At 62.0% G+C, this 25,831-nt stretch carries 30 protein-coding genes and 1 pseudogene; 19 read left to right on the forward strand and 12 right to left on the reverse strand.

Annotated features, from left to right (window positions below):
- Positions 1-36: 36 nt before the first annotated feature.
- Positions 37-435, forward strand: coding sequence for a VOC family protein (locus tag EFR00_RS22410; protein ID WP_077991274.1), 399 nt, complete (start codon positions 37-39; stop codon positions 433-435).
- Positions 436-611: 176 nt separating this feature from the next.
- Positions 612-1,142: a dihydrofolate reductase family protein gene (locus tag EFR00_RS22415; RefSeq protein WP_077991276.1), complete on the forward strand. Its 531-nt coding sequence runs from the start codon at positions 612-614 to the stop codon at positions 1,140-1,142.
- Positions 1,143-1,217: 75 nt separating this feature from the next.
- On the opposite strand, the gene EFR00_RS22420 is transcribed toward EFR00_RS22415, so the two are convergent.
- The 3 genes from EFR00_RS22420 to EFR00_RS22430 form a co-directional block, all read right to left on the reverse strand.
- Entirely contained in the window at positions 1,218-1,763 is a 546-nt protein-coding gene (locus tag EFR00_RS22420) for a YbhB/YbcL family Raf kinase inhibitor-like protein (protein ID WP_009990314.1), read from the reverse strand.
- 41 nt (positions 1,764-1,804) lie between these two features.
- A complete protein-coding gene (locus EFR00_RS22425; RefSeq protein WP_077991278.1) occupies positions 1,805-2,656 on the reverse strand; it encodes a helix-turn-helix domain-containing protein in 852 nt (283 codons plus the stop codon).
- 183 nt (positions 2,657-2,839) lie between these two features.
- Positions 2,840-3,736: a LysR family transcriptional regulator gene (locus EFR00_RS22430; RefSeq protein ID WP_009991645.1), complete on the reverse strand. Its 897-nt coding sequence runs from the start codon at positions 3,734-3,736 to the stop codon at positions 2,840-2,842.
- A gap of 117 nt (positions 3,737-3,853) precedes the next feature.
- On the opposite strand from EFR00_RS22430, the gene EFR00_RS22435 reads away from it, so the two are divergent.
- From EFR00_RS22435 to EFR00_RS22445, 3 genes are read left to right on the forward strand one after another with little or no spacing between them, the layout of a single operon-like run.
- Positions 3,854-4,228 carry an Atu4866 domain-containing protein gene (locus EFR00_RS22435; protein WP_009991644.1) on the forward strand — a complete coding sequence of 125 codons (375 nt, stop codon included), beginning with the start codon at positions 3,854-3,856 and terminating at the stop codon, positions 4,226-4,228.
- A gap of 37 nt (positions 4,229-4,265) precedes the next feature.
- Positions 4,266-5,117, forward strand: coding sequence for an oxidoreductase (locus tag EFR00_RS22440; RefSeq protein ID WP_183599473.1), 852 nt, complete (start codon positions 4,266-4,268; stop codon positions 5,115-5,117).
- A gap of 43 nt (positions 5,118-5,160) precedes the next feature.
- Positions 5,161-5,895, forward strand: coding sequence for an SDR family oxidoreductase (locus EFR00_RS22445; RefSeq protein WP_077991317.1), 735 nt, complete (start codon positions 5,161-5,163; stop codon positions 5,893-5,895).
- A 144-nt stretch (positions 5,896-6,039) separates the two neighbouring features.
- Here the strand turns inward: EFR00_RS22445 and EFR00_RS22450 are convergent, their stop codons facing one another.
- Positions 6,040-6,603: a methylated-DNA--[protein]-cysteine S-methyltransferase gene (locus tag EFR00_RS22450; RefSeq protein ID WP_077991279.1), complete on the reverse strand. Its 564-nt coding sequence runs from the start codon at positions 6,601-6,603 to the stop codon at positions 6,040-6,042.
- A gap of 228 nt (positions 6,604-6,831) precedes the next feature.
- Here EFR00_RS22450 and EFR00_RS22455 point away from each other — a divergent pair, with 228 nt between their 5' ends.
- From EFR00_RS22455 to ybaK, 3 genes are all read left to right on the forward strand, one after another.
- Complete coding sequence (locus tag EFR00_RS22455) at positions 6,832-7,893, forward strand: M14 family metallopeptidase (RefSeq protein ID WP_077991280.1); 1,062 nt, start codon at positions 6,832-6,834, stop codon at positions 7,891-7,893.
- 102 nt (positions 7,894-7,995) lie between these two features.
- Positions 7,996-8,346, forward strand: coding sequence for an ArsC family reductase (locus EFR00_RS22460; RefSeq protein WP_077991281.1), 351 nt, complete (start codon positions 7,996-7,998; stop codon positions 8,344-8,346).
- A 3-nt stretch (positions 8,347-8,349) separates the two neighbouring features.
- Positions 8,350-8,823: a Cys-tRNA(Pro) deacylase gene (ybaK, locus tag EFR00_RS22465; protein WP_077991282.1), complete on the forward strand. Its 474-nt coding sequence runs from the start codon at positions 8,350-8,352 to the stop codon at positions 8,821-8,823.
- A 45-nt stretch (positions 8,824-8,868) separates the two neighbouring features.
- Here the strand turns inward: ybaK and EFR00_RS22470 are convergent, their stop codons facing one another.
- Positions 8,869-9,312, reverse strand: a complete 444-nt coding sequence (locus tag EFR00_RS22470; RefSeq protein ID WP_009995901.1) for a MarR family winged helix-turn-helix transcriptional regulator — start codon at positions 9,310-9,312, stop codon at positions 8,869-8,871.
- A gap of 103 nt (positions 9,313-9,415) precedes the next feature.
- On the opposite strand from EFR00_RS22470, the gene EFR00_RS22475 reads away from it, so the two are divergent.
- The gene (locus tag EFR00_RS22475) at positions 9,416-10,099 is read left to right on the forward strand and encodes a glutathione S-transferase family protein (RefSeq protein WP_009995899.1); all 684 of its coding nucleotides are present in this window, start codon (positions 9,416-9,418) and stop codon (positions 10,097-10,099) included.
- Between the two features lie 125 nt (positions 10,100-10,224).
- Positions 10,225-11,478: an aminopeptidase gene (locus tag EFR00_RS22480; RefSeq protein WP_009995897.1), complete on the forward strand. Its 1,254-nt coding sequence runs from the start codon at positions 10,225-10,227 to the stop codon at positions 11,476-11,478.
- Here the strand turns inward: EFR00_RS22480 and EFR00_RS22485 are convergent.
- Complete coding sequence (locus EFR00_RS22485) at positions 11,426-12,349, reverse strand: EamA family transporter (protein ID WP_077991318.1); 924 nt, start codon at positions 12,347-12,349, stop codon at positions 11,426-11,428. The two genes, EFR00_RS22480 and EFR00_RS22485, sit on opposite strands and share 53 nt — an antisense overlap.
- 82 nt (positions 12,350-12,431) lie before the next feature.
- Between EFR00_RS22485 and EFR00_RS22490 the strand changes: the two genes are divergently transcribed.
- Positions 12,432-12,929 carry a MarR family winged helix-turn-helix transcriptional regulator gene (locus EFR00_RS22490; RefSeq protein WP_009987000.1) on the forward strand — a complete coding sequence of 166 codons (498 nt, stop codon included), beginning with the start codon at positions 12,432-12,434 and terminating at the stop codon, positions 12,927-12,929.
- Here the strand turns inward: EFR00_RS22490 and EFR00_RS22495 are convergent, their stop codons facing one another.
- Both EFR00_RS22495 and xseA read right to left on the reverse strand, forming a co-directional pair.
- On the reverse strand, positions 12,930-13,520 hold the full coding sequence (locus EFR00_RS22495) for an NAD(P)H-dependent oxidoreductase (RefSeq protein ID WP_009986998.1): 591 nt from the start codon (positions 13,518-13,520) through the stop codon (positions 12,930-12,932).
- A 2-nt stretch (positions 13,521-13,522) separates the two neighbouring features.
- A complete protein-coding gene (xseA, locus tag EFR00_RS22500) occupies positions 13,523-15,103 on the reverse strand; it encodes an exodeoxyribonuclease VII large subunit (protein ID WP_077991283.1) in 1,581 nt (526 codons plus the stop codon).
- Positions 15,104-15,432: 329 nt separating this feature from the next.
- Between xseA and EFR00_RS22505 the strand changes: the two genes are divergently transcribed.
- Positions 15,433-15,675: a hypothetical protein gene (locus EFR00_RS22505; protein ID WP_038686303.1), complete on the forward strand. Its 243-nt coding sequence runs from the start codon at positions 15,433-15,435 to the stop codon at positions 15,673-15,675.
- A 299-nt stretch (positions 15,676-15,974) separates the two neighbouring features.
- On the opposite strand, the gene EFR00_RS22520 is transcribed toward EFR00_RS22505, so the two are convergent.
- Complete coding sequence (locus tag EFR00_RS22520; RefSeq protein ID WP_077991284.1) at positions 15,975-17,822, reverse strand: hypothetical protein; 1,848 nt, start codon at positions 17,820-17,822, stop codon at positions 15,975-15,977.
- Between the two features lie 158 nt (positions 17,823-17,980).
- Between EFR00_RS22520 and EFR00_RS22525 the strand changes: the two genes are divergently transcribed.
- On the forward strand, positions 17,981-18,988 hold the full coding sequence (locus EFR00_RS22525) for a glycosyltransferase (protein ID WP_077991285.1): 1,008 nt from the start codon (positions 17,981-17,983) through the stop codon (positions 18,986-18,988).
- Positions 18,985-19,359 (forward strand): GtrA family protein, encoded by a 375-nt coding sequence (locus EFR00_RS22530; protein WP_038686295.1) that lies wholly within the window; start codon positions 18,985-18,987, stop codon positions 19,357-19,359. The genes EFR00_RS22525 and EFR00_RS22530 overlap by 4 nt, the downstream gene beginning before the upstream one ends.
- Positions 19,360-19,362: 3 nt before the next feature.
- Here the strand turns inward: EFR00_RS22530 and EFR00_RS22535 are convergent, their stop codons facing one another.
- On the reverse strand, positions 19,363-20,349 hold the full coding sequence (locus tag EFR00_RS22535) for a Gfo/Idh/MocA family protein (RefSeq protein WP_077991286.1): 987 nt from the start codon (positions 20,347-20,349) through the stop codon (positions 19,363-19,365).
- A 236-nt stretch (positions 20,350-20,585) separates the two neighbouring features.
- On the opposite strand from EFR00_RS22535, the gene EFR00_RS22540 reads away from it, so the two are divergent.
- Both EFR00_RS22540 and EFR00_RS22545 read left to right on the forward strand, forming a co-directional pair.
- Positions 20,586-21,548, forward strand: coding sequence for an aldo/keto reductase (locus EFR00_RS22540; RefSeq protein ID WP_077991288.1), 963 nt, complete (start codon positions 20,586-20,588; stop codon positions 21,546-21,548).
- The gene (locus tag EFR00_RS22545) at positions 21,545-21,988 is read left to right on the forward strand and encodes a GNAT family N-acetyltransferase (RefSeq protein ID WP_009995078.1); all 444 of its coding nucleotides are present in this window, start codon (positions 21,545-21,547) and stop codon (positions 21,986-21,988) included. Before EFR00_RS22540 ends, EFR00_RS22545 begins: the two co-directional genes overlap by 4 nt.
- Here EFR00_RS22545 and EFR00_RS22550 read toward each other — a convergent pair.
- Positions 21,978-22,595 (reverse strand): hypothetical protein, encoded by a 618-nt coding sequence (locus EFR00_RS22550; RefSeq protein WP_038686288.1) that lies wholly within the window; start codon positions 22,593-22,595, stop codon positions 21,978-21,980. The two genes, EFR00_RS22545 and EFR00_RS22550, sit on opposite strands and share 11 nt — an antisense overlap.
- Before the next feature lie 145 nt (positions 22,596-22,740).
- Here EFR00_RS22550 and EFR00_RS22555 point away from each other — a divergent pair, with 145 nt between their 5' ends.
- Positions 22,741-23,238 (forward strand): YciE/YciF ferroxidase family protein, encoded by a 498-nt coding sequence (locus EFR00_RS22555; RefSeq protein WP_009995079.1) that lies wholly within the window; start codon positions 22,741-22,743, stop codon positions 23,236-23,238.
- Between the two features lie 22 nt (positions 23,239-23,260).
- Here EFR00_RS22555 and EFR00_RS22560 read toward each other — a convergent pair whose 3' ends face one another.
- Entirely contained in the window at positions 23,261-24,169 is a 909-nt protein-coding gene (locus EFR00_RS22560) for a LysR family transcriptional regulator (RefSeq protein WP_077991319.1), read from the reverse strand.
- A gap of 181 nt (positions 24,170-24,350) precedes the next feature.
- Between EFR00_RS22560 and EFR00_RS22565 the strand changes: the two are divergent.
- Positions 24,351-25,347, forward strand: a pseudogene (locus tag EFR00_RS22565) (aldo/keto reductase).
- Between the two features lie 90 nt (positions 25,348-25,437).
- Positions 25,438-25,797 carry a nuclear transport factor 2 family protein gene (locus EFR00_RS22570; RefSeq protein WP_010043541.1) on the forward strand — a complete coding sequence of 120 codons (360 nt, stop codon included), beginning with the start codon at positions 25,438-25,440 and terminating at the stop codon, positions 25,795-25,797.
- The last annotated feature ends 34 nt before the right edge of the window (positions 25,798-25,831 follow it).

Here is a 25,831-nt window from a genome sequence, read left to right on the forward strand (position 1 = left end):
CGCGTAGCTCTGCGGTCTTGTCGAAAGGAGACAGTTATGAAATTCACCTCAATCCGACTGATCGCCGCTGATATCAAGGCTATGGTCGGCTTCTACGAAATGGTCACCCTGCACTCGGCCGAGTGGCTGGCGCCGGTCTTCGCCGAGATCGTCACCCCTTCGGCGACACTTGCCATCGGCAGCATGGAAACCGTTTCGCTCTTCAAGGAAGGCAGCGCCGAGGCCGGTGCCAACCGAACGGCGATCATCGAGTTCATGGTGGACGATGTCGACGCCGAATACGCCCGGTTGAAGGATCAAGTCGACCTTGTTCATGCGCCCAAACTGATGCCGTGGGGAAATCGTTCGATGCAGTTCCGCGATCCGGAAGGCACGCTTGTCGCGCTGTTCATGCCGTTCACCGATCCGGCAAAGAACCGCTTTGCATCACGATAGGCGCGTAGCCCCAAGGCGCATATGGGCACGGCCGCTTCGCGCCCGTTTTGCCGTCCAGGAGTGGTTCACCTGGGAAAATCTGATTGCAATTCACAAGCAGTTTATCTAAGCTTTGACCGACCGCGCAGCGCAATCCGACTCCATGCGGATGCACCCTTGAAGGAAAGGAAGTGAGCATGGCCAAGCTCGTGTTCGGAATGAACCAGTCCCTGGACGGCTACGTCGATCATATGGCGTTCGGGCCAAGCCCCACGCTCTTCCGTCACTTCGTCGAGTCGACGCGGAGGCAAGCGGGCAGCGTGTACGGTCGTCAAATGTACGAGATCATGCGTTACTGGGATGACGATCATCATGAGTGGAACGCAGACGAACGCGACTTCGCGACCGCCTGGCGAAACCAGCCGAAATGGGTCGTCTCGCGCTCGTTGAAATCGGTCGGTCCCAACGCCAGGCTGGTCGAGGGCGATCTTGAGACTGCTATCCGCAAGCTGAAGGCCGAAGGCGACGGGGAGATCGAAGTGGCAGGCCCGGACCTGGCGCAAAGCCTCACCGGTCTTGGCCTGATCGATGAGTATATTATCTATCTGCACCCCGTCGTGCTCGGTCACGGCAAGCCATATTTCGCCGGACCCCGACCGCCGCTACGGCTTGTGGCCAATGACCGGATTGACGAGAATGTGATCCGGCTGGTCTACGTTCCTGCTTGATTTCCCAATCCCCAGCAGCCGGCCAAGGTTTCCTCAGCCGGCGGCGTTCGATAGGGACAATGGCCGTGACTACGGTCAGCGGCCGTAAGTGACCTCGATTGAGGCCTTGTCGAGCGTATTTGCCCTGACATAGTAGCCAACCATCGCGCCCGGCGCCGTATCTGGAAGCGGCAGCTTGTCGACCGACAGCGCGTAGACGGTGAACTGGTAATGGTGCGGCGCATCGCCGACCGGCGGGCATGCGCCGCCATATCCCGATGTACCGAAATCCGTACGGCCTTCCACGGCGCCTGCCGGAAGCTTCTTATCTCCGCTGGCACCGGTCGCAATCTTTGAGGCGTCTGCCGGAATGTTGAACACCGACCAATGCCACCAGCCCGAACCGGTCGGAGCATCCGGGTCGTAGACCATGACGGCGAAGCTCTTGGTTCCCTCTGGAGCACCCGACCAGCTGAGTTCCGGCGAGATGTTCTTGCCCGTACAGCCGAAGCTGTTGAAGACCTGCGCATCGGCCATGGTCTGACCTGGAGTCAGGTCTTTCGAAGTGAGCTTCATTTCGGCTTGGGCGGCCGTGGCGCCAAAGACGGAGGCGGCCAGAAGTGCTGTTGTAATAAGACGCATGTTGTTTTCCTGCGGTTGATAATGCGGGAAAACTACCGCTATCACGGCAGCGCATCTGCCCCGCTATGCTCAACTTCTGCCCCGATCCGCTCAAAACGCTCAGCACCGCCCCGCACATGGCGCGGATTGACACCGAACCGCTCCTTGAACCGCGCCGAAAATTGCGACGGCGAATCGTAACCGACCTCGAGCGCCACCTGTGCCATCGGCAGGGTTGTGGTTTGAATGAGGGCGAGGGCGCGATTCATCCTTGTATCGCTCAATATCTCGCTGAAACTTGTCTTTTCGGCGGCGAGCTTACGCCGGAGCGTCGCTTCGCTCATGTTGAAGGCGCGCGCCGCGTGCCCCAGCGTCCAATCAAAAGCCGTATCACTTTCAATCATCTGCCTCAGCCGGTCCTCGAGCCGAGGACTTTCGCATCGGCCGAGCACCGCTCCACAGAGCGCGAACCAGGTGATCAGTTCCATCAATCGAGCCTTGGCAATGGCGCCGGGGAGCCCCGTCAGATTGCCTGGCTGACAGCAATAGGCAAACAATGCCGCCGCTTCCTCCGGCAGGTTCGAGGCGCTTGCCGGGAGCGGCCGCGAGGGAACGGCGATCGAACCCATGGCGATATAGGCATCCTCGAAGAGCTGTCTTGGAACAGGAAGCGCCAGGGTCTGATACTTCCGCGGCGCCTTTGGAATGTTCTCCATCGTCAACGGTCGATAGTCGGGCAGCAGCGCATAATCGCCCGCCTCAAGGCGCAAGACCTTGTCATCCGCCATGACGATTTTGGTTCCCGACTGCACCTGGATCAACAGGGGGCTCGTATTGACGAGACGAAAAAAGCAGGCCCGCCCACCCTGGCGGATCAGGGCCCTGGTTGGAATGCGAAAGACGTCGTCCAGCATGGCTTCTCCGGCAACAGGACGCCCCTCGCCCCTGATCCTTGGCGATGGGAAATAGCAAAACCGCGTGCCAGGAGCAACCTTGAGCCGGGGCGTATGCCCGGCACGAGCCGTCGCATCCCTCGCCCGGAAAAACTGACTTCAGTTCGCTTGGACGACCGCAAGTTCGGCAGGGCTCGACCGTATCTAACCCCTGGCGGACTTCCTGATATGCTCAACCAGCGCCCGCAGCTTCAGCGGTTGCCGCTCGCGCCTGGGATAATAGAGATAAAAGCCGGGGAAGGGGGGGCAGAAATCTTCCAGCAGCGGCACGAGCTCACCGCGATCGAAATAGGGCTGGAAGGTTTCGACCATGCCGAAAGTGATCCCGGCTCCGGCACAGGCTAGGCGGATCATCATGCTCATATCGTTCGTTGTGACGGCAGGGTCGACGGCGACGTCGAAATCGCGATTGTTTTCGGTGAACTCCCAGCGGTAGGGCGCCGTATCGGGTCTAGGCCGCCAGCCGATGCAGGCATGGCTTTGCAAGTCACGGGGATGGCGCGGACGGCTGTGCCGCTTGATGTAGGCAGGAGAAACCGCCGGGCATTGGCGCTGCTCTTGGGAGACGGCTATCGCGATCATGTCCTGTTCGATCACCTCGCCGAGCCGGACACCGGCGTCAAAACCAGCCTCGACGATATCGAATTCTTCGTCGGTGATGGTGATATCGAGCTTAACATCGGGACAAGCTTCGATGAAACCGGCGAGCAACGTGCCGGACAGGAAGCTTTCGGCGATCGAGGACACCGTGATCCTCAGCAGACCGCTCGGACGCGCCTGCATGTCCCGCACCGTCTGCATCGCATCCCTGACTTGCCGCACCGACGGGCGAACCGCGTCGAAGAACACCTCACCGGCTTCAGTCAGGCTGACGCTGCGCGTCGTGCGCTGGACGAGCGCGACGCCAAGACGATCCTCCAGACGCTGCAGGGACTGACTGACGGCGGAGCGGGTGACGCCGAGACGCTCGCCCGCAAGGCGAAAGCTCCGCGCCTCCGCCACGGCGAGAAAGACTGAGATGCCTTCGAGATCGTCGACCATTGGTTAAGAAATCTAACCAAGCCATCGCGGATTGGCAACTTAATCACTTCAGTTCGTGCGCCTATCTTTTCTGTCGAGCCCGCCGAAACAGCGGTCCTGACCTCGAAAGGAAGAAGGATGCAAAACATTGCCCTGAGATCCGTTCTGCATTTCTGCGCCGCCGCCGCCTTGGCCGGCACGGCGATCAGCCCGGCGGCCGCAGACAGTGTCGGCGGCCGCCAATCCACGCGTCAACAAGCAAGCGAGAACACAATGCAGCAACATCCTTATGTCGGCATGTGGGTCACCGACGACGGCCGGGTCCGCCACCAGCTTCTGCCTAACGGTCGCTACGACGAGGCCCGAGGAAAGCGGGAGAGCGCCTATCGGGGCCGTTACGAAGTCACCGGAACCCACATCGAATACTGGGACGATACCGGCTTCACGGCCGATGGTAATTTCGTTGACGACAATACCCTCCATCACGGCGGCATGGTGCTTCGCCGCAAATGACAAGCTCGCTCAATAAGGCCCTATCCGACCGGAAAGGATGAGGATCATGTCTTCCACCACACCCATCTGGTTCATAACTGGCGCATCGTCTGGTCTCGGCCGGGCGCTCGCCGAGGCGGTTCTCGCCCGTGGCTGGCGCGCCGCGATAACGGCGCGCAGACCCGAGACCCTCCGGGATCTCGCAACGGAACACGGCGACCGCGCCCTTGCTCTCGCTCTCGATGTCACGGATAGCCGCTCCGTCACCCGCGCCGTTCACGACGCCGAGGCGCATTTCGGCGCGATCGACGTCGCCGTCAACAATGCCGGCTACGGTTATCTCTCGGCGATCGAAGAGGGCGAGGAGGCAGAGATACGCGCCCAGTTCGAGACCAATGTCTTCGGCCTGGTCGCCGTCACCAAGCATATCCTGCCGGGCATGCGCTCACGCCGGCGCGGGCATATCTTCAACGTCTCGTCGCTCGGCGGGCTCGTCGCCTTCGCCGCGACCGGCTACTACCACGCCAGCAAATTCGCCGTCGAAGCCCTGTCGGAATCGCTGTCCCATGAGGTCAATCCGCTCGGCATCAGGGTGACGATCCTCGAACCCGGCGCCTTCCGCACCGACTGGGCCGGCCGGTCGATGATCGAATCCAAGACTGTTATCGATGACTATGCCGAAACGTCAGGCAAGCGGCGCCAAGCCACCCGTTCGGTCTCCGGTAAACAGCCCGGCGATCCCACGCGGGCCGCCGCTGCCATCATCTCGGCGTTCGAGGCCGACGAGCCGCCATTGCGCCTGCTGCTCGGCGCGCCCGCCCTGAAGATCGCCCGCGAACGGCTCGATGCGCTGCGGGCAAATTTCGACGCCTGGGCGGAGACGACCCTCAGCGCCGACTTCCCCGACTGAGCCGCGCCCGAGAAACACTTCAACAGACAAAATGGAGCTTGAAATGTCCGATATCGAAGGAAACGTCATTGCCATTACCGGCGCCAGCAGCGGCATCGGCGAGGCCGCGGCAAAGGTGCTGGCTGCGGCGGGTGCCCACATCCTAATCGGCGCCCGCCGCATCGAGCGCCTGGAGCGGCTCGCCGGCGACATCGAAGCTACGGGCGGGACGATACGTCTCAGAAAGCTTGACGTCACCGACCGGTCCGAAGTTGCCGCCTTTGCAGGCTTTGCCAGATCCGAGTTCGGCCGGCTTGATGTGATGATCAACAATGCCGGCGTCATGCCGCTCTCGCCGCTCGAGGCCCTGAAAGTCGACGAATGGGACCGGATGGTCGACGTCAACATCAAGGGTGTGCTCTACGGCATCGCGGCCGCGCTGCCGATCATGAAAGCGCAGGGATCCGGGCAGATCATCAACCTGTCTTCGATCGGCGGCCACGCCGTCTCGCCAACGGCGGCCGTCTATTGCGCGACCAAATTCGCAGTCCGTGCAATCTCGGACGGGCTGCGGCAGGAGACCGATCGCATCCGCGTCACCGTCATCTCTCCCGGCACGACGACATCGGAACTGGCCGACACGATCACCGACACGACCGCGCGCGACGCCATGAAAGCCTTCAGGGCGATCACAATCAGCCCCGAGGCCGTTGCCAATTCGATCCTCTATGCCGTCAGCCAGCCTGACGATGTCGATGTCAGCGAGATCATCATCCGGCCGACGGCGAGCCCGCATTGAACAATCGATTCTGCGACTAGAGCATGATGCCGAAAAGTGTGAGCGGTTTTCGGGCGACATCATGCTCTAACTCTTTAATTTAGAACAGGATTCAGATTTTCGGCGGACCGGGCCTAAAATCATCCTGTTCCAGGACGCCGCCGCCTAAAACCCCAGCGACTGCTGGGCGGGCGGCGGCGGGCCGAGATGGACGCCTTCGAGCTCCAGCATGCGGGTCTTCGACGTCGAACCGCCGGGAGCGGAGAAGCCGCCGATCTTGCCGCCGGCCGCCAGCACCCGGTGGCAGGGAATGATCAGCGCGACTGGGTTCTTCGCCATCGCCTGGCCGACGTCGCGGGCCGCTTCCGGCCCGGCGCCCAGCTCTTTGGCCAGTGCGCCGTAGGTGGTCGTGCGGCCCCAGCCGACGCGCCTTGCCGCCGCATAAATCTGCCTGAAAAAAGCATCCTGGCCGGCAAGATCGAGTTCGACGCCGGAAAAATCCGTCTCCTCACCCTGGAAGTAGCGCTTCACTGCCGCCACGGTCTCAAGCACTTGAGGTGTCGGCGCACCGGGCAAGCCATCGGGCAGACGGCGCAGCAACAGCCGCTCGGTTGCCTCCGCGGTTTTCGTCGGCAGCTGGAAACGGACGATGCCGGCGTCGCTCCAGGCAATGCCGCAGAAACCACCTGCGGTTTCGAAGATGAGATAGTGGTGGATCGTCTCGGCCATGACAGAGCCTCCGGGTTTTCGATTCTGACCAAAATCCTACGGGATTGCCGCTGTTTCAACCCGATTCTTGCGTGTCGCGTTCTTTTTTTGTTCCAGATATTCGACTTCGCCCGCGCATCCGCCGTCGCGTTTTGGAAAGGACGCGGCAGACCAAGCCTTGCGCTTCCGCGATTTCCGCGCGTAAACCTCGGAAATCAATTCGGTTCAGCAAGGGCGGAGCAAGGACAGATGGACGTTTCGGAGATCATCGTTCCAGGCGATACACCGGGAACGGAGTGGCGGCTGCCGGTGCTGCGCTTCAAGGGCCACGATCCGAAGGCGCCGAAGACCTATATCCAGGCGGCACTCCATGCCGGCGAGCTGCCGGGAACGGCGCTCCTGCATTTCCTCTGCGAACGGCTGAGGCAGGCGGAAAGCCAAGGCGCGATCGCAGGCGACATCACCATCGTACCGCAGGCTAATCCGATCGGCGCGGCACAATCACATTTTGGCGAATTGCAGGGTCGGTTCGACCTCGACTCCCGCGTCAATTTCAACCGGGATTTTCCGCTGATCTCCATCGCCGACCGGTCGACGCTGATCGAGGACCTCGATGATTACCCGGCTACCAACAGGCTGAAGCGACAGCTCCTGCATATGGCGCTCGGCGCCGATCTCGTCCTCGACCTGCATTGCGACGACGAATCGCTGCAATATGCCTATATTGACGAAGCCTTCTGGCCGGAGGCGGCCGATCTTGCCGCTGCGCTTGATATGGAAGCCGTGCTGCTTTCGGACGGCGAAAGCTCGGCCTTCGAGGAGGCCGTCGGCTTCGCATGGAAATATGAAATTCCCGGGGAGCGCCGACCGCGGCTGCCCGGCAAACTTTCGGTCACCGTCGAACTGCGCGGCCAGCGCGATGTCGATCCGGCGCTGGCAAGAAAGGATGCGGACGGGCTCTGGCAGTTTCTCTCGGCGCGGGGAATCGTCCGGAGCGAGATGACGACGGCCGCCGCGTTTTCCGGGCCGGCCGTGCCGCTCGACAATGTCGAGATCATCCGCGCTCCCGAAGGCGGAGCCGTGCTCTTCCATCGCAATATCGGCGAGCGCGTTGCGGCAGGAGAACTTCTCGCGACGATCATCATCCGGCCGGGTCAGCCTGATGGCAGCATCGACCTGCATGCGCCGCAGGACGGGCTGATCCTGACCCGAACCTCCGACCGGCTGGTGCGGCGGCGCGGTGACCTGATGAAGATCGCCTGCGGCGGCGCCAGCAAGGCGTCACGCAGGGCCGGCGCGCTGGAGAATTGAGCCGGGCGGTTATCGACGCACTGGGGGATAGAGCGCCGGCCGACGTTTGCGCAGGCCGTCACGCATGTTATCCCGCTGTCATCACAGGGAGATCGAGCGGGCATGACCGTCACCATCTATGGGATCAAGAATTGCGACACGATGAAGAAGGCCCGCAGCTGGCTGGAAGCGCATGATGTCGCCTATGCGTTTCACGACTACAAGGCGTCAGGCATCGACCGCGCCCATCTGGATGCCTGGATCGACGAAGCCGGCCTCGATACCGTGCTCAACCGCGCCGGCACCACGTTCCGTAAATTGCCCGAAGCCGAACGTCAGAATCTGACGCGGGAAAAGGCGATCGCGCTGATGCTCGACCAGCCTTCGATGATCAAGCGGCCGGTGCTGGAGACAAAGGGCAAGCTGCTCGTCGGCTTCAAGCCGGAGATTTACGCCGGCGCATTCGGGCGCTGAGCCATGTCCAAGACCACCCGCGCCACACAAGTTCTTTCCCAGGCGGGCGTCGCCTTCACCGTGCATGCCTATGACTACGACCCCGGCGCCGAGCGCGTCGGACTGCAGGCGGCGGAGGCTTTGGGCGAGGCCCCGCATCGGGTGTTGAAAACGCTAATGGCGGAGGTGGACGGCAAACCGGTCTGTGTCGTCGTGCCGTCGGATCGCGAGGTCAGCATGAAGAAGCTTGCGGGCGCATTCCGCGGCAAGTCGGCCAATATGATGAAGCCTGCCGATGCCGAGCGGCTGACGGGCTACCATGTCGGCGGCATCAGCCCCTTCGGCCAGAAGAAGACCGTGCCGATCGCGATCGAGCAGGCTGCCTTGGCCGAACCGCTCGTCTACATCAATGGCGGTCAGCGCGGACTGCAGTTGCGGCTCGATCCGAAGGAGGCGTTGAAGGCGCTGAAGGCCGTTGCCGCGCCGCTGATCGCCTGATCAGGGCATGGCGCCGAACCGCCGCATACTTCCTGATGAGATACATCACAGAAAGCGGTCGAGCAGGCTGGCGATCGACCTCGCCTCGCTTTCGGCTAGCTTGCCGCCCACATGGGTCTCGATCGATCTGGCATAGACAACCCACATGCGCTCGCGGAGCTGACGCCCGGCTTCGGTAATGACGATCCAGCGACCTCGCCCGTCTTCGGCGAAGACCTCGCGTCGGATCAGGTCCTCCCTTTCCAGCCGGTCGAGCAGACGGGAAAGATTATACTGCGTCAGCAGCGTCCGCTCTTCTATCTCGTAGGGACGCAGCCTGCCGGATTGCGAGCGCGCCAGTTCCCATAACACGTCGTACCAGGCAAGCGGCGGCATGCCGGTCGCTTTCAGATCGGCCTCGATTGCGCCGAGCAGGCGCTCGCGAGCGCGCATGATGCGCGTCCAGGCTAAGATGACGGCTTCGCTCGGCTTGAACATCTTTTCGGACATAAATGCAATTACATCTATCTTGAATTTCGCTGCAAGCGATATTAGATGCATTTGCATGCAATTTGCGACAACGGTCCCTTCCATAAAGCGCCAGGAGATTTTCATGAGCAGGCTTACCCTCATCAGCCATCACCTCTGCCCCTATGTGCAGCGCGCGGCCATCACGCTGGTCGAAAAGAGCGTGGAGTTTGAACGCATCAACATCGATCTTGCCGATAAACCGGATTGGTTCCTGAAGATCTCGCCGCTCGGCAAGGTGCCGTTGCTGAGGATCGAGGAGGAAGACGGCAGTGAGGCCATCCTGTTCGAGAGCAGCGTCATCTGCGAATATCTGGAGGAAACGCAGGCGGGCGCCGCCCTGCATCCGGCCGATCCGCTGACCCGCGCCCGCCATCGCGGCTGGATGGAGTTCGGTTCGTCGGTGCTTTCCGATCTCTGGGGCTATGAGACGGCGCAGGATGCGGCGCAGCTGGAGATCAAGCGCAAGGCGCTTGCCGCCAAATTCGCAACGATCGAGGACGCATTGGCGGACGGACCCTATTTCGCCGGCAGCAGCTTCAGCCTGGTCGACGCCGTCTTCGCACCGGTCTTCCGCTATTTCGATCTCTTCGATGCGCTCGGCGACGGCGGCATCTTCGACGGACTCGACCGGGTCAAGCGCTGGCGCAAGGCGCTGTCGGCGCGGGTAAGCGTTCGGGACGCAGTCGGCGAGGACTATCCGCAACGGCTGACGGAGTTCCTCGAGAAACATAACTCGATCCTGCTCAGGCTGCCCGCTGCCGCTTAAGCGCGCCAGGCGGCCGGATAAGCACCCGGCCGCCATCAATTCGGATGTGGCACGCTTCAATTTCGCCGCAAACGGGTCTAAGTCTTCCAGCCACCCACCGTCGACGACAAGAGGCAGGTTGCACCATGAATTTCATGCCCCAGACCCAGAACACCGTTGATCCCGCCAAGCTGGAGAAGCTTGCGGAAGTTGCCGTCAAGGTCGGCCTTCAGCTGCAGAAGGGCCAGGATCTGGTGATCACCGCGCCGGTCGTGGCGCTGCCGCTCGTGCGCCTCATCACCAAGCACGCCTATCAGGCCGGCGCCGGGCTGGTGAGCACCTTTTATTCCGACGAGGAAACCACGCTTTCGCGCTATCAGTACGGCAGCGACGAGAGTTTCGACCGCGCCTCCGACTGGCTTTATGAGGGCATGGCCAAGGCCTATGCCAATGGTGCGGCCCGTCTTGCGGTTGCCGGCGACAATCCTTTGCTGCTCTCCGAGCAGGACGCCGGCAAGGTCGGCCGCGCCAATCGCGCCAACTCCACCGCCTACAAGCCGGCGCTGGAGAAGATCGCCAATTTCGACATCAATTGGAACATCGTTTCCTATCCCAATCCGTCATGGGCCAAGGTGGTCTTCCCTGACGATCCTGAAACAATCGCGATCGCCAAGCTCGCCAAAGCGATCTTTGCCGCCTCGCGCGTCGATTTGGACGATCCCATCGCTGCCTGGGCCGAACACAATGCCAATCTCGCCAAGCGCTCCGCCTGGCTGAACGGCGAGCGCTTCGCCTCGCTGCATTTCAAGGGGCCGGGCACCGACCTGACCGTCGGTCTCGCCGACGGGCACGAATGGCATGGCGGCGCTTCCACCGCCAAGAACGGCATTACCTGCAATCCGAATATCCCGACCGAGGAGGTCTTCACCACGCCGCATGCGCTGCGCGTCGAAGGCCATGTTTCGAGCACCAAGCCGCTTTCACACCAGGGCACGCTGATCGACAATATCCAGGTGCGCTTCGAGGGCGGGCGCATCGTCGAGGCCAAGGCGTCACGCGGCGAAGAAGTGCTGAACAAGGTGCTCGATACCGACGAAGGCGCGCGCCGCCTCGGCGAAGTGGCGCTCGTGCCGCATTCCTCGCCGATCTCGGCGAGCGGCATCCTGTTCTACAACACGCTGTTCGACGAAAACGCCTCCTGCCACATCGCACTCGGCCAGTGCTATTCCAAGTGCTTCCTCGATGGCGCGACATTGAGCCAGGAGCAGATCAAGGCGCAGGGCGGCAATTCCAGCCTCATCCATATCGACTGGATGATCGGCTCCGACAAGGTCGATATCGACGGCGTCAAGCCTGACGGATCGCGGGTTGCGGTGATGCGGCAGGGCGAGTGGGCGTAACGACACCCGCCTTCGGCATCAGGCTCCGCTGACTGAGCCAAACGCTGATCAATACCATGGCAAACCCGGCAAGCTGGGTTGGCGTCAGGCTTTGGCCGAGCGCCAGCCAGCCGAGCAGGGTCGCGACAACGGGACTGAGGAAGCCGAGCGATGCCGCGGCCGACGGCTCGATGCGCGATAAGCCGCGAAACCAAAGCAGATAGGTGAAGGCGGCGCCGATCAGGCCGAGATAGGCGATCCCAAGAATATTGGCTGGCGTCGGCACGGGAAGCGCCGGCTCCAACAGGAAGGCAACGGGCACGAGCAGGATGCCGCCAGCGGTCAATTGCCATGAAGTGAAGGTCAGGCTTGAAACGGGCGGCTGCCAGTGGCGGCTCAAGACCGTGCCGAAGGCCATGGACACCGCCCCGGCGAGACCGGCGGCAATGCCGACCGGATCGAGCGCCGCATTCGGCGTCAGCACCAACAGCGCCACGCCTGACATGCCGATCAGGCCGGCGATGACTGCGAGGAAGCGGATCGGCTTGCCGAGAAAAAGGCGCGACAAGGCGATGACGATCAGCGGCTGCACGGCGCCGACCGTGGCGGCCACGCCACCCGGCAAACGGTAGGCCGAGACGAAGAGCATCGCCCAGAAGAACGAGAAGTTGAGGGCGCCAAGAATGAAGGCGCGGCCCCACCACACCCCCGTCGGCAGCTTGCGGACGATGAGAAGCAGAAGCAGGCCTGCGGGGAGGGCGCGCAGCATGGCAACAGTCAGCGGATAGCCATGCGGCAGGAAGAATGTGGTGACGAAATAGGTGCTGCCCCAGATGGCCGGAGCGATGGCGGTGATCAGCACATCGGCGAGATATCGCGAATTTGTCTTCATATCAAGAATCTCTACGCCAAGATAAAATTCAAGATAGCGCAATTTATCTTGACGTCAAGATACTTGCTGATATCGATGTGGCATGAGTGAAGAGAAGCAAGATCATGTCGACAGGATCCTGGCGCAATGGCGACGCGAGCGGCCGGACCTCGATGTCGAACCGATGGGCATTCTCGGGCGCCTGAAGCGTCTCGGCACCCATCTCAGCCGTGAAGTGGAAACCGTGCTCATGCAGCACGGGCTTTCGACCTCAGCCTTCGATGTGCTGGCCACGCTTCGCCGCTCCGGCGCTCCTCACCGGCTCTCGCCCGGCGAGCTTCTGAAGATGACGATGGTCAGTTCCGGCACTATGACCAATCGAATCGACCAGCTGGAGAAAGCCGGCTTCGTCGAGCGCATCCTCAATCCGGACGACAGGCGCAGCGTGCTGATCGCGCTGACCGAAAAGGGGCTTGCGACCGTCGAAGAGGCGGTCGGCGCCCATGTCGCCAACCAGCAGCGCTTGACCCGCAATCTGACAGCCGAGGACAAGGCCGAGTTCGACCGGCTGCTCAAGAAATTCCTGTCGGATTTCGAATAATCAAACGGCGGAAAGTGCCTTGCGGACGCGCTCCAGATGCGCCTTGCGCCTGGCCTCGGTCGCGCGATCCATGTCGTGCAGACTCAGCATGCGAAAGACGACTTTCCTGGAGCAGAATTTGGCGATACCGCGCTTCAGCAGGCGGCGAACGGGATTGCCCATGTAGAGATGCACCAGCCACCAGGACGAGCCCGTCGTCGTCAGCGCATAAAGCAGCCTGATATTAGTGAGCTGAGGCACGATGCGGCCGCCGGCGGCATCGTGCGTGAAGGCCACACCCGGCGCAAAGATGCGATCGAAGAAACCCTTCAGGATGGCCGGGAAATTGAACCACCATTGCGGAAAGACAAGGACGAGACCATCGGCCGACCGCAGCCGGGCGACGATATCGGCGACCGCCGTGGTATCGTAAGGCACATCGAAATAAGCGCGGCGTTCCGCCTCGGACAGGCGCGGATCGAAGTCCTCGGCGTTGAGATCGAGCAGGTCGACGACATGGCCGGAGGCTTCCAAGGCGTCGCGAGCCGTGCGCGCCACCGAGGCGGCAAAACTTTCCGGCAGCGGATGGGCAAGCACCAGGAGGATTCGCATCGTCAGAACAGGCTTCCCTGCTTCGGCGGCTCTGCGAGTTTGGCGCTGCGCTTCTTGGCGCCGGCAGGCGGAGCGCCGCCTTCCGTGGTCATCGCGCCGACGCGGCCATCGGCGAATTCGATGGCGATGCCTGTGCCGGCGGAGAGAGTCGCGGCCTGCGAGACCGGCCTGTCATCCTCATCGCGGATGACGGCATAGCCGCGCTTCAGCACATTCTTATAGGAGAGCGACTGCAGCACCCGATCCTGCGCGGAAAGCTCGGCGCGGGCGCGCGTCAGCTGATGGCGGATTGCCGTATCGGCATGGCGGGTCAAATTGCCCAGGCGCTCACGGCCGCGAGCGGTCTGTGTCTTCAACCGCGCCGGCAGTGAGGCGAGGATGGCTTCGGCGCGATCGATGCGCGATTTGGAGCGGTCGAGCAGCCGCTCCACGGTGCGTTCGGCCCGCGCCATGCGCTCGTTCAGCGTCTGGCGGCGTTCGGCGATGCGGTTGGAAAGCACGTCGGGGCGCAGATGCGAGGCGACACGCTCGAAACCGCGCCGCTTGTTGATGGTGTTGAGCGCCAGTCCGCGGCCAAGCCCGGCGGCTGCCTCGTCGAAGCGACGGCGCGGCAAAGCGAGAAGCTGATCGAGCGACGGCAATGCCCGCATCAGGGCACGGACGGACTGGCGGCGCTGATCCATCTGCCGGTTCATGCAGCCCTGCAGGCGGGCGGCAAGAGCCGCAAGCTGCGCCTCGAGCTCCGCCCTGACAGGCACCGCCATTTCCGCAGCCCCGGTCGGCGTCGGGGCGCGGATATCGGCGGCATAGTCGATCAGCGTCCAGTCGGTCTCGTGACCGACCGCCGAGATCAGCGGAATCCGGCTTTCGGCCGCGGCGCGCACGACGATCTCATCGTTGAAGCTCCAGAGATCTTCCAGGCTGCCGCCGCCACGCGCGACGATCAGCACGTCGGGACGGGCAATCGCATCTCCCGGCTCCAGCGCATTGAAGCCACGAATGGCGTTCGCCACCTCTTCGCCGGCCCCCTCCCCCTGGACTTTGACCGGCCAGACGAGGACATGCACGGGAAAACGATCGGAGATGCGGTGCAGAATATCGCGGATCACGGCGCCGGTCGGCGAGGTGACGACACCGATCACCTTGGGCATGAAGGGCAGCCGCTTCTTGCGGGCGGCATCGAACAGGCCCTCGGCGCCGAGCTTGCGTTTGCGCTCTTCGATCAGCGCCATCAGCGCGCCGGCGCCGGCCGGCTCCAGCGTCTCGATGACGATCTGATATTTGGAGGAGCCCGGAAAGGTGGTGACCTTACCGGTGGCGATCACTTCCATGCCCTCTTCCGGACGGAATTTCAGCCGCGAAAAGGTGGTCTTCCAGATGACGGCATCGATGCGGGCGCGATCGTCCTTCAGCGCGAAATAGGCATGGCCCGAGGAGTGCGGCCCACGATAGCCTGAGATTTCGCCACGCACGCGAACCTGGTCGAAGGCCGTCTCGACGGTGCGCTTGATCGAGCCGGAAAGCTCCGAAACCGAATATTCGGCAAGGTTGGTCGGCGAATCGCTGTCGAAGAGGTTGCTCATCCCTTCTTTCTATGTCGATCGGCGGCAAACAGGAAGGTCGCGATCGTGGCTGGGGCCGGTTTCCCCGGCAGGCGAGCGGACGGTCAAGAGGCTCCGTAGGGCGGGCGCTTATCTCCGTCTCTCCTACAGGCGTGCGTTGAGCGCGAAAAAAACGCAACAAAATCGAGTAAATCTGTTTCGCACGGGAACGTATAGTTAGACTATGCGTTTCAGTCGAAAGGGATTGCTAACCACCGCAAAGCAAAGGCTTTTCGGCCGGTATGACCGGTAAATCTTTGTTAGCTGGCGCTTCCTATGCTTCCCCTCGTTCTCTTCGGGAAGGTGCTGAAATGATAATTCTCACAGCAGCAGCATTGGGCATCAGCGCCGCGCAAATGCGCTCGGCCGCAGCGATCGCATTGATCGCCGCGCTGATCGGCATCACATTTGCGCTGGCGGCGATAACCTCGCCCGGGCCGGTGTCGCTTTTGGCGCTACTCTATGCCATTCTCGGCTACAATGGCGGCCTGATCCTTTACGTGCTCGGGCTCTACGCCCATGCACGCTTTCGCGCGCCGCGTGTTTCCCATTAGAGCCTTTCCTGGTTAGATTGAAGCATTCTGTTGGCTCAAACGGAGTCGGATGGTCGACCGGCCGGCGCGCGTCGTAGCCCAGCTCTACGGCCAAGCCGGCCGGTCGATCAGCCGGCCCGTTTCAGCCAACCCGAAGGGCCGGGCATCTTTCCGCCAGGATCAGAGGCGATCGGCTCGGACATACCTTGGGGTATGCCCGTCGCCAATCGCCTCTGCCCCGACGAAAACCTGCTCCGGCAGAATGCTTCAATCTAACCAGGAAAGGCTCTAACGATTTGCCGTCATGATGATCGCCGGCGTCAATTCGTCGCCGCCCGATAACGAAAGAACTGCACGGCCGCGTCCGCCGCTTTTGGGAGCGGCTCCAGATAGGGCGGAATATTTCCCTTGCCGAGCTGCGCATAGAGGCCGTCCGGCTTCAGTTTGGCGAGCTGACGCGTCTGCGGATCACCAGGGCAGAAGGCAAGCGTCGTGACGCCCGCCCCCTTCAGAAAAGCTTCCGCCTCCCGCGGCTCAGCCATGCCGATATGCAACTCCGTCAGCATGCCGCCCTGATTGCGGTGATAGGGGGCCGAGAGAACCCGGTTTTGCGTAAAGCGGAGGATTGCGACACCCATTTCCGATGGCGCGGAGACGAGGCCGACAGGAAGCCCGGCAAGCGGCGCCAGCGCCTCTCTCGATGCACAGGTCTTTTCCTTTGCCGGTTCCGACGCCTCCTCCTGCGCCTCATTCTTCATCTGCAGCGAGATCAGCCCACCGCCGACGGCCCAGGTGGCGGGGACGCCTGCCAGCACCGTCATCACATAGACGAAGGCGACGGCGACATTTTCGCTGTCACTGTTGGAGATGCGCCTGATATCGATAATCAGCAGGGCAATCGGCAGGATGGAGATGAGGTTCGAGAAGGTCGAGCCGCGCACCTGGACGAGCGCGATCGCCCAGCTGATTGCAAGCAGAAACAGCAGAACAAGGTGAATCTGCACGCGGTCGCGCTGAACGATGCGGAAGGTGCAGACGGCGATGCCGAAAAGACCGGCCGCATAGAAAGCGCCGATATCGAAAGGTTCGTTGCGCGCCAAAGCGAAGATCGACTTCGCCTCGGAGACATTGCGCAGCCAGAGTTCGACCAGCATGGGATCGAGACCGGCCAGCGGATCGCTCAGGCACTGCGGCGCAATCACGACAGCCGAACCGAGGACGCCGGCGCCGACGACGACCAGCGCCGCAAAGCGCAGCGGCCTGGTCAGTCCGCTCGCAAACACCGCGCAAAACAGCAGAAGCCCGCCGCCGATCGCCGCAAGGCTGTAGAAACCGAGCGAGAGATTGTCGCAGGTAACCATCGAATAGAGCCGCGGCGGGACCGTTGCGAAAAAGAGAATGCTGATTGCAATCGCCAGCGCAAGCCCGAAGGACTGGGCGGCGACGGCGAAATCCTTGCCCTCCCATGCCCATAGAACGGCGACCGTCAGGCAGACGGCGGCAACGAAGGGCGTCGTCTCGGCGCCGATGGCGATGGCGATGGCGGCCGCAATGCCGGCAACCGCATAGCTCCAGCCGCCGCGCTTCGGATCCAGCAGCATCGCCGTCATCGTCGCGACCAGCGCCAGCTGCGCGTTGTGATGATCGATGGCGCCCGGCGCGAACCGGTTGCCCGTGTAGATCGCAAGCGCGGTCAGTCCGAGGCTGATATGCATGCCGGCAACGCCGCCGATGCGCCGGCCCGCAACCCCCATGGCGAGCATGGCGGGCAGGATGAGCGATACGGGCCAGACGCCGAGCGCCAGCGCCTCGGCCGTCTCACGCGGCACAAACAGGCCGAAGAACCAGATCAGCGAGGCGATCGGCAGGTCGATCAACCGCGACCAGTGCATCAGCGTGCCGCCATTGAGGCCGAGACGATATTGCATCAGGTCGAACCAGCCCTGGCCGGCGAGAAAATCGCGCACCTCGACGAGGCGCATGCCATCGTCATTGTCGGGGCCGACGTAATCGGTAGCGCCATAGAGCTTGGTGACGACGATGACGGCGGCGAGAATGACGCTATAGGCGATGACGGTCGGCCACAGACGCATCAGCAGGCCGCGGATGCCGCCGCTCGGGATATCGGTCGCGGATGATGCGTTGGTGATCGGCTGTACGGCGTTCATCGTGGTTAGCGGTTCGTTTCCGGATGGCCGACCCTAGCCGTCGCCGATCAAGAAAGTGTAAAGCCGGCTGCCGGCGCGACCGATTTTGCCTGCGTCATAGGGTCTTATTAACGCCGGGCGATTAGGCTCGGCACGGCTTTTGTGTAACGAGTAGAGTCATGGCCCCATTACGCCGCGGTAATCCTGAGATAGCCGTCCTGCTTCCCTGCTACAACGAGGCGGCGACGATCGGTTCTGTCGTGCGAGGGTTCCGGGCGACGCTGCCGGAAGCCGCGATCCACGTCTACGATAACAATTCCACCGATGGGACCGCGCTGCAGGCGATGCTGGCCGGCGCGCATGTCGTTCGCGAGCGGCGACAGGGCAAGGGCCACGTCGTGCGCCGGATGTTCGCCGACATCGAAGCCGACATCTACATCATCGCGGACGGCGACGGCACCTATGCCCCAAGTGACGCCGAGGAACTGGTGCGCACGCTGCTGACCGAGCGCGCCGACATGGTTGTGGGAACCAGGCGCGACGTGCATGCCGATGCCGGCCGCCAGGGCCATGCGCTCGGCAACCGGCTTTTCAACCTGCTCTACCGGACGATCTTCGGCCCTGATTTCACCGATATCTTTTCCGGCTACCGCGCCTTCTCGCGCCGCTTCGTCAAGAGCTTCCCGGCGGTCTCGGGCGGCTTCGAGATCGAAACCGAAATGTCCGTCCACGCCTCCCGGCTGAAACTGCCGGTCAGCGAGCTGGAACTGGATTATGGCCGCCGGCCGGAAGGCTCGCATTCCAAGCTTTCGACGTTCCGCGATGGCGGCAAGATCCTCTGGATGTTCGCGATGCTAATGAAGGAGACGCGGCCTTTCGCCTTCTTCAGTGCAATCAGCGCCGCCTTCATGCTGGCGAGCCTCGGCTTCATGACGCCGGTGCTGGCGGAATATTTCGAGACGGGCCTCGTCAGCCGCATGCCGACCTGGGTGCTGTCGATGGCGCTGATGATGATTTCCTTCATGCTCTTTACCGCCGGCGTCATCCTGGATTCGGTTGCGCGGGCCCGCGCCGAACAGCTGCGTATCCACTATATGAGCCTGGTAACGGCAAGCGCAGCCAAGCTGCCTGATCGCCAGCCAGCGCCGGCGCCGCGCGCCGGCCGCGGCAAGGCGGATGCAGCGTGAAGAAGCTCATCCGTTTCGCGATTGCAGGCGGCATCGGCTTTCTCGTCGATGCAGGTGTGCTGTCGGCGCTGCTCGATCTGACGCCGCTCGGCCCCTTCGGGGCGCGGCTCATCGCGATCGCCCTGGCAATGGCGGCGACCTGGGCCTTCAACCGGAACTTCACCTTCGATCGCTCCGGCCGTTCGCTCGCCGACGAAGGCTTCCGCTACGGCTCGGTCGGCGTCACGGCGGCGCTCGTCAATTACGGGCTTTATTCCGCGCTGCTGCTTTCGCTGCCCGGGCTTCAGCCGCTTGCGGCGATGGTGGTTGCCAGTGTCGCCGCGATGGTCTTCAGCTTCTTCGGCTATTCGCGCTTCGTCTTCCGCGCGTGATCATCAGACCGCCTCCCAGCCGTCCTTCTCGCTGGCGCGATAGATCGCATCGATCACTTTCTGGTTCAGCTTCGAATTTTCGAGCGTGACGATCTCTTCCTTGCCGCTTTTTACCGCCCGAGAGAAAGCCTCGACCTCGCGCCTGTACTGTCGATTGTCCTGGAAGCGGAAGATGCGCGATTCATTGTGGCTGCGATCGGCCAGTTCGATCTCCTCCGGCCCCCAGCGATTGGCGTTGAAGGGCGACTTGACCTCGATGTAACCGTCGGTGCCGTGAAAGACCATGATCTGGCGGTTGGCCATCTGCGTCGAGACATAGAAGCTCAACTCGAAATCGTCGAAGTCGGCCTTGACGCTCGAATAGATATCGGTGCCGAAATCCGGATCGCGCTCGGTGATCGCCTGGATCCGGAGCGGTTCCTTGCCGGTCGAAAATCGCGTGCTCATGACGGGATAGACGCCGATATCGGGAAGCCCGCCGCCGCCGAGCTCGGGAACGTTGCGCATGTTGGCGGGATCGCGGTTGAAATAGGTGAAGGCGCCCTGCACATGCCGGAGCGAACCGATCGCGCCCTCATCGATCAGTGAACGCACCTTCTGCCAGACCGGCGAATAGGTGACCATATAGGCTTCCGTGACCACCACCTTATTGCGGTCGCGAGCGGCGATCACCGCGTCGATATCGTCGGCCTTCAGCGCCAAGGGCTTTTCGCAGAGCACATGCTTGCCGGCATCGGCTGCCTTGATCGACCATTCGATATGCTGCGAGGTCGGCAGCGGGATATAGACGGCGTCGATGACGTCAGAAGCCAGCATCTCCTCATAGGAGCCGAAGGCGTGCGGCACGGAAAAGCGGTCAGCCATCTCCCTTGCACGCCCGAGATCGCGGCTCGCAATCGCCGTGACGACACAATTTTCCGCGTCCTGAATGGCAGGCACGACGTTGTCGCGCCCGATCTTCGCCGTCGAAATGATACCGAAACGCAGCATGTCCAAGCCTCCCAGACTGATGTCCGCGAACCATATTCAGGGCTCAGCTGCGGCGCAATGGTGCGACATGAAATCACGGAAGTTTGGTTTCCCGGATGCCGGCATCGCGCTAGTTTAGCTCAGATCGTTAGAGCATGATGTCGTCCGAAAACCGCATACACTTTTCGGCATCATGCTCCGGGGCGGCGTTCTGCCGCATCCGCGATTTCACTCAGTTAACGATTTTGGAGAGCGTCATGGAAATGCGCCGGCTTGGAAAAACAGGGCTTTCGGTCGCGCCGATCGTCATCGGCGGCAATGTCTTCGGCTGGACGGCCGATGAAAAAACATCCTTTGCCATTCTCGACGCCTTTTTCGATGCGGGCCTGAACGCGATCGATACGGCGGATGTCTATTCCTCCTGGGTTCCGGCCAACAAGGGCGGCGATTCCGAGGAGATCATCGGGCGCTGGCTGAAGCAATCAGGGGTTTCGCGCGACAAAGCCGTCATCATCACCAAGGTCGGTTCGGACATGGGTCACGGAAAGACGCTGAAGGAGAGCTATATTCTGAAAGCGGTCGAAGCGTCGCTCAGCCGGCTGCAGACAGACTACATCGATCTCTATCTCTCGCACTGGCCGGATGCCGATACGCCGCACGAGGAAACGCTCGGCGCTTTTGCCAAGCTGAAACAGCAAGGAAAAATTCGCGCCATCGGCTGCTCGAACTATGATGCGGGCCTTTTGAAGGCCTCCCTCGATGCGGCCGAAAAGGCTGGGTTGCCACGCTACGACGTGCTGCAGCCAGAATATAATCTCTATGAGCGCGCAAGCTTCGAGGGATCGCTCGCTGAACTTTGCGTCAACAAGGATATCGGCGTCATCACCTACTTCAGCTTGGCCGCCGGCTTTCTCACCGGTAAATATCGCAGCAAGACCGATACGCAGGGCCGGGCACGCGAGGGCCGCGTCTCCAAATATTTAGACGAAAGGGGTCTGCGCATCCTTGCGGCACTCGACAAGGTGTCTGCCGAGACGGGCGCCAAGCCTGCGGAAATCTCGCTTGCCTGGCTCTTGCGCAAGAAAGGCGTGACGGCGCCGATCGCCAGCGCTACCAGCCTGTCGCAACTCGAAAGCCTGGCGAGAGCGGCGACACTGTCCCTCTCCGATGAGGCGATGGCGCTGCTCGACGAAGCCGGCACTGAAGGAACCGAGCCATGACGGTGACGATACGCGATGCCCGCCCTGAGGACGAAACCCGCTGGCGCGAACTCTGGGCGGCCTATCTCGACTTTTATGACGTGACTGTCGAGGCCGATATCACCGACCAGACATGGCGGCGGGTCTTCGATCCCGCCTCGGCGATCGCGATGCGGGTCGCCGACATCGACGGCAGGATCATCGGTTTTGCGCTCTATCTCACCCATGAGGGCACTTGGATCCGCGGCAGGGACTGCTATCTCGAAGACCTGTTCGTCGATCCCGATGCGCGCGGCAAGGGCGTCGGCCGGGCGCTGATGAACGATCTCGTGGCGCTCGGGAAGGCGAATGGCTGGTCGCGGCTTTATTGGCATACGAACGAAAACAACAAGACGGCCCGGGCCCTCTATGACAGCTATGTCGAGAGCGACGGCCACATCCGCTATCGCATCAGCTTCTGAGCGCGGGAAATCCCTCGTAGAAAGCGCCGTGATCGCCCTCCCAGTTCGCCATGCCTGGCTTGGTGAGGATGCCGCGCGGGCTGACATAACTCTGGATGATCCGCTTCGGCTGTTCGTGCCACTGGATATTGAAGGCCCAGAGCTTGGGGAAGAAACAGAGCGATGCATAAGGCAGGTGGTCGTGGATCCACCAGGCGAGCCGCTGCCAATCGCTTTCATCGCGATAGCGGTCGATCATCCACGGCACGGCGATGCAGACGGCGGCGCCCATGCAGCCGTCGAAATCCCTGATATCCCAGATGTGATGGGCTGCAGTGGCGGCATTGGTCGAGCAGTTCAGCTTGTTCTCGTTGCCGAACCTGTTGACATCAGGCGAGCGATAGCCGGAGCGGATGTGCAGGCGCCCGAACGTTGCCTCCAGCGGCTCCAGCAGATCCTCGCAAAGCCGCCTCCCCGCCTCGATTGCCAGATCGGGATCCTCGGGAATGTTGGGGATGCGATAGAAATCGGCGATTTCGGAATGCAGGAAATCGCGGAAGAAGAAATTCCGCGATAGCCGCACCCGGCCAAGATCCTCCAGACCTTTCATCGAACCCGGCTTCCGCATCATTTTTCTCCCGGCGTCAAAGGCGGGATGATTGCCCGGAGCCGATTTCCAGTCCACCCGAATTCGCTCGGGAACAATTTCCGCGATCCTTGCTTCTTAATGTGTCGCCGCGTTCGCGGCCTTTCCCAAAACAAGGATCGAGAAAATGGCCAAGGAAAAGACGTTGGAAGATCTCTTCTATGACACGCTCAAGGACATTTATTTCGCCGAGCGGCAGATATTGCGCGCCCTGCCGAAGATGGCGCGCGCCGCTCAGTCCTCCGAACTGAAGGCAGGCTTCCAGAAGCACCTCGAGGAAACCGAAGCCCAGGTCGAGCGCCTGCAGCAGGTCTTCGAGAAGATTGGCAAGCGCGCCCAGGGCAAGACCTGCGAGGCGATCCAGGGCATTATCGCCGAAGGCGAGGAAATCATGGAGGAGTTCAAGGGCACACCGGCGCTGGATGCCGGCCTGATCTCGGCAGCCCAGGCCGTCGAGCACTATGAAATCGCCCGTTACGGAACGCTGAAAACCTGGGCTGCGACGCTCGGCCTCAAGGATGTCGTCAGCCTTCTCGACCAGACGCTGCAGGAGGAGACGGCCACCGACAAGACGCTCTCCCGGCTCGCCACGACCGCGGCAAACCAGAAGGCGAAGGCTGCCTGACGGATCCAGGAACGGGCGGCTCCTAGCGGCCGCCCCTATCCTTCTCGACATATCTGAAAAAATCGATGAAGGCGCGCAGCGCCGGACGCATCTGCCGCCGGCTCGGATAATAGAGAAACGGCCCGGGATAGGGCGCGCACCAATCCTCCAGCACGCGCACAAGCCTGCCGCTCGCCAGTTCCGCATGCACCCGCATATCGAAGAGATAGGCAAGGCCGGCGCCGTTCAGTGCCGCGAGCAGGGCCAGCCGGTCCTCGCTGACAACCAGCGGCCCGTCGACGGCAACGACGAGTTCCTCACCGTCCTTTTCGAATTCCCAACGATAGATGGAGCCGTTGGTGAAGCGTCGTTTGATGCATCGATGATTGACGAGATCACGCGGATGCTCCGGCTTCGGATGGCGCTCGAAATAGTCCCGCGAGGCGGCGATGACAGTCGTCAGATTGGGCGAGAACCTGACCGCGATCATATCGGCCTCCAAACTCTCTTCCAGCCTCAGGCCGGCATCGAAACCTTCCTTGACGATATCGGTGAAGCCGTCCTCATTGGCGATCTCCAAGGTGATATCGGGATAGAGATTGAGAAAATCGCCGAGGCGCGGAGCAAGCAGGATATCCGAGGCGAAGCGCGGGGCGGTAATGCGCAGGTTTCCCGCGGGCTTGGCGCGCGTGTCGCGGACGGCCTCCAACGCAATATCGATCTCCTCCAGCGCCGGTCGCAGCGTCTCGAGAAGCAGGCGCCCTTCTTCGGTCGGCGCGACGCTGCGGGTGGTGCGCGCCAGAAGCCTGACGCCCAGGCTTTCCTCGAGACTTGAGATCGCATGGCTGATCGCTGACGGCGCGACGAGGAGTTCCCTGGCCGCGGCCCGGAAGCTGTGATGCTCCGAAACGGCGGCAAGAACGGCGAGTTGGGAGAGCTGTGTCCTGTTCATTGATCGAAACAATAGAACAGCTTGTTTGAAACTGCATGTATTTTCCGATCGATCGGTGGCCGTTATGGTCTGTCCGTACCGCCAATCAACGATTTCTCCGGAAGCGTGATCCGAAATCGCTCACACGTGTCGGCATCATGCTTCCAGCGGTCCAAAATCAGCTCAGCAAAGGAACCCCATCATGAAGACCCGTAAACTCGGAAATGATTTGACCGTCTCCGCCGTCGGCCTCGGCTGCATGGGCATGAGCTTTGCCTATGGCGCCAGTGACGAAGCGGAATCGATCCGGACGCTCCATCGCGCCGTCGATCTCGGCGTCACCTTCTTCGACACTGCCGAGGTCTACGGCCCGTTTACCAACGAGGTTCTTCTCGGAAAGGCGCTGAAGCCTTTCCGCGATCGTGTGGTGATCGCCACCAAATTCGGCTTCAAGATCGATACCAGTAAGGCGGGCGCTGCCGCCATCACCGGCGTCGACAGCCGCCCCGAACATATCAGAGAGGTTGCCGAGGCTTCGCTGAAACGTCTCGGCATCGAGACCATCGACCTGCTCTACCAGCACCGGGTCGACCCCCAACGTGCCGATCGAGGAGACTGTCGGCGTCATGGCCGAGCTGGTGAGGGAAGGCAAAGTTCGCGCGCTCGGCCTCTCGGAAGCCGGCAGCGCCACCATCCGCCGGGCGCAAGCGGTCCATCCGATCGCAGCGCTGCAGAGTGAATATTCGCTCTGGACCCGCGATCCCGAAGAGGACGTGCTTGCCACCTGCCGCGAACTCGGCATCGGCTTCGTGCCCTACAGCCCGCTCGGCCGCGGCTTCCTGACGGGGGCGATCCGCAAGGCCGACGATCTCGCCGCCGACGATTTCCGCCGGCAGGTGCCGCGCTTCCAGGCGGAAAATTTTGAGGCCAACGCCGCCCTCGTCGCAGCGCTCGAGCGGCTTGCCGCCGAGAAGGGGGTGACGGCGGCGCAGCTGGCGCTGGCCTGGGTGCTCAGCCAGGGCGACGACATCGTGCCGATCCCCGGCGCCCGCAAGCTTCACCATCTCGAACAGAACGCCGCCGCCGCCGATATCACGCTGAGCGCAGCAGAGCTCCAGCAGCTCGGCGAAGCGATCCCCGCCGCACAGGTGGCGGGAAAACGCTATTCGGACGCCTCGCTTGCGATGACGAATCTGTAATCGAAGAAGCCCGGCCTGATACAATCGGCCGGGCTTGCCTTCGCCGCCGGCGAAACTATCTAACCCCATCTCGGAGAACGGGATGGAAACATGTCGGACAGGCAAGCAGTCGAACAGACGGTTCATCTCTATGTCGAAGGCATGGCCTTCGGCAATGCGGCAGCCTTGAAGAAGGCCTTTCACCCGCAAAGCTCGATCATCGGCTATTACCAGAATGCCGTCGAATGGCTGACCCGGGACGAATTCATCACCGCGATCCTGGCGGAGGAACCGGCGCCGCCCGGCACGCAGCCCTTCATGGATATACAAAGCGTCGATGTCGAGGGTGAGGCGGCGAGCGTCAAGGTCACCGACGATTTCGCCGGAATGCGCTTTACCGACTATCTCTCATTGCTGAAGATCGACGGCCGATGGGTGATCGTCAGCAAGCTCTACCATCTTCACACGTGAAAGAACCGGCCGCCGCAACGACCGGTTCTTTGTT

This window comes from Rhizobium sophoriradicis (assembly GCF_003939025.1).
Taxonomy (GTDB): Bacteria; Pseudomonadota; Alphaproteobacteria; order Rhizobiales; family Rhizobiaceae; genus Rhizobium; species Rhizobium sophoriradicis.

Excerpts from the sequence above, each read along its gene's own strand:
- EFR00_RS22460 (WP_077991281.1), top strand. The coding sequence starts at position 7,996 with ATGACCGTCACCATCTATGGGATCAAGAATTGCGACACGATGAAGAAG.
- EFR00_RS22525 (WP_077991285.1), top strand. The coding sequence starts at position 17,981 with ATGGCCCCATTACGCCGCGGTAATCCTGAGATAGCCGTCCTGCTTCCC.
- EFR00_RS22430 (WP_009991645.1), bottom strand. The coding sequence starts at position 3,736 with ATGGTCGACGATCTCGAAGGCATCTCAGTCTTTCTCGCCGTGGCGGAG.
- EFR00_RS22455 (WP_077991280.1), top strand. The coding sequence starts at position 6,832 with ATGGACGTTTCGGAGATCATCGTTCCAGGCGATACACCGGGAACGGAG.
- EFR00_RS22505 (WP_038686303.1), top strand. The coding sequence starts at position 15,433 with ATGATAATTCTCACAGCAGCAGCATTGGGCATCAGCGCCGCGCAAATG.
- EFR00_RS22445 (WP_077991317.1), top strand. The coding sequence starts at position 5,161 with ATGTCCGATATCGAAGGAAACGTCATTGCCATTACCGGCGCCAGCAGC.
- EFR00_RS22495 (WP_009986998.1), bottom strand. The coding sequence starts at position 13,520 with ATGCGAATCCTCCTGGTGCTTGCCCATCCGCTGCCGGAAAGTTTTGCC.
- EFR00_RS22475 (WP_009995899.1), top strand. The coding sequence starts at position 9,416 with ATGAGCAGGCTTACCCTCATCAGCCATCACCTCTGCCCCTATGTGCAG.
- EFR00_RS22570 (WP_010043541.1), top strand. The coding sequence starts at position 25,438 with ATGTCGGACAGGCAAGCAGTCGAACAGACGGTTCATCTCTATGTCGAA.
- EFR00_RS22440 (WP_183599473.1), top strand. The coding sequence starts at position 4,266 with ATGAGGATCATGTCTTCCACCACACCCATCTGGTTCATAACTGGCGCA.
- EFR00_RS22425 (WP_077991278.1), bottom strand. The coding sequence starts at position 2,656 with ATGCTGGACGACGTCTTTCGCATTCCAACCAGGGCCCTGATCCGCCAG.
- EFR00_RS22535 (WP_077991286.1), bottom strand. The coding sequence starts at position 20,349 with ATGCTGCGTTTCGGTATCATTTCGACGGCGAAGATCGGGCGCGACAAC.
- EFR00_RS22550 (WP_038686288.1), bottom strand. The coding sequence starts at position 22,595 with ATGCGGAAGCCGGGTTCGATGAAAGGTCTGGAGGATCTTGGCCGGGTG.
- EFR00_RS22410 (WP_077991274.1), top strand. The coding sequence starts at position 37 with ATGAAATTCACCTCAATCCGACTGATCGCCGCTGATATCAAGGCTATG.
- EFR00_RS22480 (WP_009995897.1), top strand. The coding sequence starts at position 10,225 with ATGAATTTCATGCCCCAGACCCAGAACACCGTTGATCCCGCCAAGCTG.
- xseA (WP_077991283.1), bottom strand. The coding sequence starts at position 15,103 with ATGAGCAACCTCTTCGACAGCGATTCGCCGACCAACCTTGCCGAATAT.
- EFR00_RS22520 (WP_077991284.1), bottom strand. The coding sequence starts at position 17,822 with ATGAACGCCGTACAGCCGATCACCAACGCATCATCCGCGACCGATATC.
- EFR00_RS22420 (WP_009990314.1), bottom strand. The coding sequence starts at position 1,763 with ATGCGTCTTATTACAACAGCACTTCTGGCCGCCTCCGTCTTTGGCGCC.
- EFR00_RS22560 (WP_077991319.1), bottom strand. The coding sequence starts at position 24,169 with ATGAACAGGACACAGCTCTCCCAACTCGCCGTTCTTGCCGCCGTTTCG.
- ybaK (WP_077991282.1), top strand. The coding sequence starts at position 8,350 with ATGTCCAAGACCACCCGCGCCACACAAGTTCTTTCCCAGGCGGGCGTC.
- EFR00_RS22450 (WP_077991279.1), bottom strand. The coding sequence starts at position 6,603 with ATGGCCGAGACGATCCACCACTATCTCATCTTCGAAACCGCAGGTGGT.
- EFR00_RS22415 (WP_077991276.1), top strand. The coding sequence starts at position 612 with ATGGCCAAGCTCGTGTTCGGAATGAACCAGTCCCTGGACGGCTACGTC.
- EFR00_RS22470 (WP_009995901.1), bottom strand. The coding sequence starts at position 9,312 with ATGTCCGAAAAGATGTTCAAGCCGAGCGAAGCCGTCATCTTAGCCTGG.
- EFR00_RS22545 (WP_009995078.1), top strand. The coding sequence starts at position 21,545 with ATGACGGTGACGATACGCGATGCCCGCCCTGAGGACGAAACCCGCTGG.
- EFR00_RS22490 (WP_009987000.1), top strand. The coding sequence starts at position 12,432 with ATGAGTGAAGAGAAGCAAGATCATGTCGACAGGATCCTGGCGCAATGG.
- EFR00_RS22540 (WP_077991288.1), top strand. The coding sequence starts at position 20,586 with ATGGAAATGCGCCGGCTTGGAAAAACAGGGCTTTCGGTCGCGCCGATC.
- EFR00_RS22435 (WP_009991644.1), top strand. The coding sequence starts at position 3,854 with ATGCAAAACATTGCCCTGAGATCCGTTCTGCATTTCTGCGCCGCCGCC.
- EFR00_RS22485 (WP_077991318.1), bottom strand. The coding sequence starts at position 12,349 with ATGAAGACAAATTCGCGATATCTCGCCGATGTGCTGATCACCGCCATC.
- EFR00_RS22555 (WP_009995079.1), top strand. The coding sequence starts at position 22,741 with ATGGCCAAGGAAAAGACGTTGGAAGATCTCTTCTATGACACGCTCAAG.